Below are 6,209 nucleotides of genomic sequence, written 5' to 3'. Positions count from 1 at the left end.
ACGGTGGCCGCGCCTCGTCTGGAACGACGAACTCGGCCACCGAGCGTTACACCATCATCCGGGACTCAACTCTGAGACGCCTGAGGTGACCTAAGCTGCCCCCATCGCCCTCCAGTAAGACGAGGCACCATACAACCGCGAACCACCTCCCACTTGCGCAGTCGCCGCCCGCTACACCCCCCATACTTCACGATCCCGGTGTTGCAGCGCTTGGCTCCCTTAGGGGCATGTCCACCAAGAGTCTGGCCATCGCTGGCGCCCAGACACGGTACTGAAAAAGCAGGCGCCCACCGAGCCCCCGATCGGCTCTGATATGCCCAGCTGCTCCTTCAAGGCCGACCGAACAGCTATTAGTTGAACCGTGGACTGCAGATGCGCGAGCAGCTCGACGTCCTCCGCTTTACATATGGCCGGATACCGGCCACTTCCGCGAGAGCGGCGTTGCAGTAGGGGTTCCAGATTCGACCTGAGGCCCGGCTTGCTGCTTCGGCTCAGCTCCAGAGCGGTTCGGACGGAGAAGCCTAAGCTCAAGCCATGAGCACGCCTGCGCCGGCCTACCAGGACCGGACACTGTAATCGCCCCGAGAGCTGGCATGGAGCCCAGCGATTGGCGCTTCGCCATCCGGATCCTTGCGGTGCTCTCGCTGATGCTGTGGAGCTTCAACCAGCTCGGACATGGGTTGGCCGTCCGGGACGGTCCTCAGTATGTCTGCCTCAGTGAGGGGTCCCCGCAGAGCGCGCAGGAACTGGGGGCAACGGACCAGGGGCACATTACCGGTGAGATGTCGTTCCTCTCACCGACGTTCTCCTGCAACTACCCCCATCAAGGTGTCGGTCAGCCCCCGATCGTCGTCGACATATATCCGCTCGGCCCCTGGCTCTTCTGGATTTAGCTGTCGGTACTGGCGCTGACGGCGGTGTTTGCTCTTGTTCTCCGGCGTCGGGGGCGTTCGTGAACCTATGTCCCTGACGCCGCCTACCATTCCATGCCCAGGACAGCGCGGTAGGGGTTGCTATGCGATTTTCTTGGCGAATGGTGCCGGTGGGCCCATCTCGTTGTTGAAGCTGTAACGGATGTCGTCCGGGATTCCTAAGGGGTAGTGCACGTCCTCGTCGAGGGCCACGCGGTAGGTCTCAACGGTCGTCCCGTCCCGACGGTGATCAGTGCCTCTCGATGGTGCCGCCGCACGGTGATCACTTCCAGCCCGGGATGCAGGTCCTGGAAGTAGGTGGGGTAGCCGGACAGATCCAGGAGCATCTCCCACCACTGCTCCCATTTCCGGTGTTGCTCCGGATCAGGTGCCGGGTCGCACGCGGGGCCGGATGCTGCGGTGCAGGAGGCGACGTAACTCTTCAGCGGGGGCAGGCCGGCGAACGACAGGTCCTGCCTGGAGCTCAGCCGCAGACCGATGCGCTCATCCGCGAACGTCACCTCCGAGACCAAAGGAGCGCCATGGCCGCAGTGCTTCTCGAAACCTCCGATGAGCTTCAGGGCCGCAGCTCGCGAGCCCGCTCCGGCCGGTGGCCACCCTGAGGGTCTTCCGGCGGTGCCGTCCGGGTCGTGGGGTGCGGTCATCATCGGCTCCTCGGTGTGCGGGCTTCCTGGGCGACACCCTACGAGGACCAGGACACTCACGCCGATGAGGCGACCAGGTCTCGTATTGCCGTACAGAGACTCAGTAGGGGTTGGTGTCCGCAGGGCGAGCGCCACAGCAATACCCGCCTGCCGTACGAGCCGGTGGGGGCCGCATCTGGGCGGACAGATCGGACCGGAAATGTCTCGTGAGCACGACGGGGCGTCCCATCAGCGGAAGTGGGGACATGATGAAAGTCGATCTTCTTCTTACTGGTCGGTACGGTTGAGGTATCGCGCACGGTGCTCAGTCGGGGGGGCTGACCCACCCAGCGTGGACCGTGTCGGAGTGCTTAGCCGGGGGGCTGACCCGCTCCAGACCGGTCGAATGACCGCCGTCCTGGCGGCAGAAGACCTGGGGCCTGGGGCTCCGTCGTCGGGGGGCGACTCTTCTGCCGCCAGAGCGGCGGCCCCACACGGCACTCATGACACTCCCTCCGGCTCTGTGGCAGCACGACGACCACCCGCAGGCAACTGTCCCGGTTGAGGAGGCCCGTATGAACGATGTCCACCCTGCCGCAGCGCACGCCAGCTGGGCGAGTCCCGTGATGGATCCGCTGTCGCGGGCGGCGGCCTTCGCGGCGCTGCGCCCGGCCCTGGACGCCCTGCTCCACCAAGCCGGCGCCGACTCCCGGCTCAGCCCGCAGGCCCGTCGCGTGCTGCGCGCGGTCGCCCGCACCCGCCCCGAGCACACCCTGGCTTTGGCCGAGCTCGCCGCCCGCGCCAGCACTGCCAAGGCCCGGGTTCGCCTCGCGTTGACCGAGCTGGCCGTCCACGGCTATCTCGCCCAGCTGGCACACATCGCCCCGCACCTGAGCGCAGCACTGCCCGCGCAGGCCCCTTTCACCCCGGCAGCGGCCCCCACGGTCGACCCCGTCGAGGCGGCCACCGCCTGAACCTCCTCGCCCCTAGTCCGGCCTCCACGCAACGACCTCACGCCGCACCCGATGGGGCCTGATGCGGGGAGGGTTGCGAAATGACGAGGGCGCCCCCGGTGGAGCCGCGCTTTTCATGAGCAGTGGTCCGGGTTCTCTGCCGAGGTAGGTGCGGAAAGTCCGATCCGTTTCTCCAAGTGGATGTCTTGCTCATCCCGGGTGGCCGGGACGTCATTGACGGCATGATCCCGCCCGGGCGCTCGGTCCTCACCAACGACCAGCGGCTTCCCACCGACAGCCACGGTTGCTTTCGTGACCTTGCCTCGTGTGGTCTACGACACATCAGGTGAGTGGGTCGGAAGCCGAGGCCCGGACGAGGAGGGCATGGGGCCACCCCGGCCACCTACCTCGCCGCGAACCTCGACGGAACGGAGGGAAGATTGCATGACAGACGAGAAGAGCTTTCGCCTGGAGGCCGTGTTGCCGGTCCCGCTGGGGGCTGACGTGGTGGGCCCGGTGCCGATCTCCTGGGCGGCTCCTCGGAGATCGAGACGCCCAGACCCTCCAGGAGGCTGGCGCAGTTCGTTGAGGTTCATCTGTGCTCCCGGGTCTCGTCGGCAAGCGGCGTCCCCACCCAACGGGACGCCAAATGCCGCCCAAACCGCGCCCGACGCTGAAACGCTGAGTTCTGTGGTCGCGTCCGCCGCTGCTGACCGATATGAATTTCGATGCCATCTGGTGGCTGGTAGACGATCAGCGTCAGGCCATGGGAAGCGGTGCCCTGGATCGAGGCGCGAGGGACCTGCTCTTCACCGGTGCATGATCCCCAGTAATCAGGTCAGGCCTCGCCTCTCCCCAAGAAGAGGGAGTAGGTGAGGCCCGACATGATCAAGGCTTCGGGCTAGACCCGCTACGGATCAGAAGGTGTTGATGTAGGTTCCAGCAATACCGAACCCAACGATGTCGTCCTTTCCGTTACCGTCGATGTCTCCCAGTAGGCGCGGGTGCTGATCGACCCGCCAATTCTGGTCGTATCCAAAGGCACTCACCACCTTGGCCGGGGCGGAGAAGGTGTTGCCGGCTTGCCCGTAGGAGACCCAGACGCCGTCGCTTGCGAAGCCGACGATGTCCTGCCGGCCGTCTCCGTTGACGTCGGCCAGCTCACGTGGATGAAGGTCCACCCGCCACCCGCCAGCGCTGTACCCGAAGGCATTGACCTTCTTAGCCGGTGCCGAGACGGTGCCATTCGCCTGCCCGTAGGAAACCCAGACGCCGTCGTTGGCGAAGCCGACGATGTCCTCCCGGCCGTCTCTGTTGACGTCGCCCAGCAGCCGCGGATGGCGGTCCACCCGCCACCCATCATTGGTCCCGAACGCGTTGACCTTCTTGGCCGGGGCGGAGAAGGTGTTGCCGGCTTGCCCGTAGGAGACCCAGACGCCGTCGCTTGCGAAGCCGACGATGTCCTGCCGGCCGTCTCCGTTGACGTCGGCCAGCTCACGTGGATGAAGGTCCACCCGCCACCCGCCAGCGCTGTACCCGAAGGCATTGACCTTCTTAGCCGGTGCCGAGACGGTGCCATTCGCCTGCCCGTAGGAAACCCAGACGCCGTCGTTGGCGAAGCCGACGATGTCCTCCCGGCCGTCTCTGTTGACGTCGCCCAGCAGCCGCGGATGGCGGTCCACCCGCCACCCATCATTGGTCCCGAACGCACCAAGGAACGAAGAAGCAGCCGTGCTGATCTGTTGCGGATCCTCAGCCTTTGAAACTGCTGTGGCTGGGCCGCACATGACAAATCCGCCGGCCGCCAAGGCAGCCACGGAAAAGCCCGAAATTGTCCCTGAAAGCAGTGATCGTCTCATGGTGAAATCTCCTGCGTTGAAAAAAGACTTTTCGACGTAAGGTAGCCGTACATCCAAAAAACGGGACCGCCTAACTTCGCGGTACACCGTAGCCAACGGCATGATGAGGCCAGTTGATAACCATCGGCGGAAATATCAACCGTCCGAAATTCACAGTCCTCCGCTATGCGTTACGCGGGGGTGACTACTGTCGAGTTGTTGCAAGTCTTTTGTGTGCAGAAGTTATTAGGCCGACAGACAAATTGTATTTTCTGTGCCCGTACGAGAGGGAAAGTGAACGGGGATCGCCGGAAGAAATGTGCCGCAATATTCCAGGGTGCGTCTGTGCGCGACGGAGGACCAGGAGCGTCCCGGTGATTCCTTCGTGTTGCGACAATAGCGTCCCCACCGTACGAGACGCCCGGCCCGCCTCTCCGTCCCGGATAGCGGGACCAGCGAGGCGGGCGCGCCGTGCCCTAAGAGTTCCTTTCATAATGCGGTGAGCTGTCGGTGGCATATCAGGACGCAGGCTAGCTGGAGCAGTCCGCGGTGGAGGTCGGCCCGGGGTTCCCCGCGGGTACGTAACCGCTTGTAGGCGTGCAGCCACGCGAAGCCGCATTCGACCACCCACCGGTGTGCGCCCAGCCCGGAACCTTGAGCGACGCCCCGACTGGCAATCCGTGGGGTAATCCCACGGGCGCGCAGCAGCCGCCGGTACTTGTCGTGGTCGTAGCCCCGGTCGGCGAACACTTCCCGGGGTTTGCGCCGGGGGGCGGCCACGGAATCCACGGATCGGTGGGATGGCGTCTACCAGCGGCAGCATCTGGGTGACGTCATTGCGGTTGCCGCCGGTAAGGCTGACCTGCAACGGGATGCCGCGCTATCTGGGCCCGGATCTGCTGGAGCGGGCGGGCATCCATGACTTCGACACCTGGGCCGCGACCTTCGGTCAGGTGGTGTCCGAGATGGAGCTGTCGGTGGCCGGCGGGGACCACTCCAAGCTCAAGGATCGCTTCGCGAAGTTCCAGAACGCCCCGGAGCTGCTGAAGACGTTCCACACCTTCGCCGACGTGAAGACCGCCAAGGACCTGAAGCTGCCCGCCCGGGAGCTGGTGGAGCGGGAGGACGGAAAGCGGTTGCCCAGGATGGTGCCGGTGGGGGCCTCTGCGGAGCTGCAGGATTACATCGAGGAGGTCGGCCGGCGTGCCGAGCGCATCCAGGCACGCATGGTGGACCGCCATGAGGACAACATGCTCAAGATCAGCGGCGACGGGCGCAAGGCTGCCCTGGACATGCGGCTGGTCGACCCCGAGCTGGGGTCCATCGTTTCCGAGACCAAGGTCAACGTCACCGCGGACCTGATCGCCCAAGTGCACCAGGAGCACCAGGATGATGTGTTCCTGGATCCCGCCAGCGGTGAGGAGCACCCCACCCGGGGGGCTCTGCAGATCGTGTTCTGCGACCAGATCATGCGCGGGTCCCTGGACGTGCGCGAGATCGAAGACCTGGGCGACAACACGCTGTCTTTCGCCGAGGTGAAAGCCATCTCTAGTGGCAACCCGCTGATCCTGGAGAAGTCGAAAGCCGATCAGGAGCCGCCCGGTTGGAGCGGCTGAACCGAGCCTGGCACCACATCCAGTCCTCGTTGGTGTTCCACAAAGACGCCGCGGCCGCGCGCTGATGAGCTGGAGCAAGAGATCCCCGCGATCAGAACGGCGGCGGCGCGCACCACCGATGAGCTCGGCGGTGAGAAGTTCCGGATGACCATCGACGGGGCCCCCTATGACAAGCGCTGTGAGTCTTGGGTCGGCTGGTCCGGGACTGGCTGGCAGGGTTGGCGTTGGTCGCTCCGCCGTGGTCGTG

At 65.1% G+C, this 6,209-nt stretch carries 3 protein-coding genes and 1 pseudogene; 2 read left to right on the top strand and 2 right to left on the bottom strand.

Annotated features, from left to right (window positions below):
• The first annotated feature begins 2,130 nt into the window (after positions 1–2,130).
• Entirely contained in the window at positions 2,131–2,529 is a 399-nt protein-coding gene (locus tag ACFYE1_RS17090; RefSeq protein WP_387745635.1) for a helix-turn-helix domain-containing protein, read from the top strand.
• An 896-nt stretch (positions 2,530–3,425) separates the two neighbouring features.
• On the opposite strand, the gene ACFYE1_RS17085 is transcribed toward ACFYE1_RS17090, so the two are convergent.
• Positions 3,426–4,367 (bottom strand): FG-GAP repeat domain-containing protein, encoded by a 942-nt coding sequence (locus ACFYE1_RS17085; protein ID WP_387745633.1) that lies wholly within the window; start codon positions 4,365–4,367, stop codon positions 3,426–3,428.
• A 468-nt stretch (positions 4,368–4,835) separates the two neighbouring features.
• Positions 4,836–5,223 (bottom strand): annotated as a pseudogene (locus tag ACFYE1_RS17080) (transposase); the annotation flags it as partial.
• Here ACFYE1_RS17080 and ACFYE1_RS17075 point away from each other — a divergent pair.
• On the top strand, positions 5,147–5,962 hold the full coding sequence (locus ACFYE1_RS17075) for a hypothetical protein (protein ID WP_387745630.1): 816 nt from the start codon (positions 5,147–5,149) through the stop codon (positions 5,960–5,962). The pseudogene ACFYE1_RS17080 and the gene ACFYE1_RS17075 overlap by 77 nt on opposite strands.
• Positions 5,963–6,209 lie beyond the last annotated feature (247 nt).

The sequence above is a fragment of the Kocuria nitroreducens genome (assembly GCF_042879195.1).
Lineage (GTDB): Bacteria > Actinomycetota > Actinomycetes > Actinomycetales > Micrococcaceae > Kocuria > Kocuria nitroreducens.
This window is presented reverse-complemented; position numbering and strand designations above follow the sequence as displayed.